We start from the raw sequence: 920 nt of genomic DNA, 5'->3' as shown, positions 1-920 counted from the left end.
CTCGGCCGAGGGCGAGGCTTCGGCGCGGGAGTCGCCCGGGGATGAGCAGTCGCCGCGGGAGCCGTCCGGGAGCGAGAAGCCGGCGCGGGAGACGGCCTCTGGGGGCGGGGACCCGGCGCCGGATGAGCCCGCGCGCCCAGCGGCCCGGCCGGGCGACGCCGCTCGCGCGGCGCTACGGCGTGCGATCGCCGCGAGGCGACACGCGGGGGAGGGTACCGGCGCCGGGGACGGTGGAAGGGCACTCGCGGGCTCGGACGCCGCGCGGGAACAATCGGCCTCCGGGGCGCCGACGGAAGCCGTCGGTGAGGGGCGGGCCGCGACGGCCGGTCGAACCGCCGAACTACGAGGCGAGTCGGCCGACGCTTCACGTGCGGAAGCCGATGAAGCGGACCGGCCGGGTGATCAGGCAAGGCCCGCCGGTGACGCCGACCGGCGCCGTCCCGCCGATGTCGTGCGCGAGGCGTTGCGTGCGGCCCGTGAGGAGGAGCGGCGGGCTCGGACGGAAGAGCAGGGAGGGGGAGTTGAGGGCCCACGGGGGACGCGCCGCCCTGCGGCCCCGGCCGACCCCCGGCCTCGCGGCGGTACGCGTGGGAGTGCTGCCGATGCCCGGGCGCGTGAGGTACGGGAGTTCCTCGCCGGTGCCTTCCGGATGCCGCCCGCGGACTCGCCGGACGAGGCCGACGCGACCACGCCCGATCCCACCACACAGCACCGAGCCAACCCGGCAGGCCCCGCCACGGCATCGCCCGCCACACCGCCCCCGGCGTCCACTGCTCCAGGTTCGTTCCCCACGGGGCCCTCTGCGGGCGCGTTTCCCTCGGCGTCTTCCGGTTCGGCTTCGCCTTATGCGGGGTCCGGCACGGGCACGTCTTCCTCGGCGTCCTCCGCTCCGGTTTCGCCTTCCACGGCGCGGTCCGATT

General features: G+C 77.0%; 1 protein-coding gene. It reads right to left on the bottom strand.

The window, feature by feature from the left end; genetic code table 11:
• Positions 1 to 364: 364 nt before the first annotated feature.
• Positions 365 to 712: a hypothetical protein gene (locus AQJ91_RS39480; protein WP_067032014.1), complete on the bottom strand. Its 348-nt coding sequence runs from the start codon at positions 710 to 712 to the stop codon at positions 365 to 367.
• Positions 713 to 920: the final 208 nt, after the last annotated feature.

It is taken from the genome of Streptomyces dysideae (assembly GCF_001514305.1).
Lineage (GTDB): Bacteria > Actinomycetota > Actinomycetes > Streptomycetales > Streptomycetaceae > Streptomyces > Streptomyces dysideae.
Note: the sequence above shows the minus strand (reverse complement) of the source record. Positions and strands in the feature narration are given on the sequence as shown.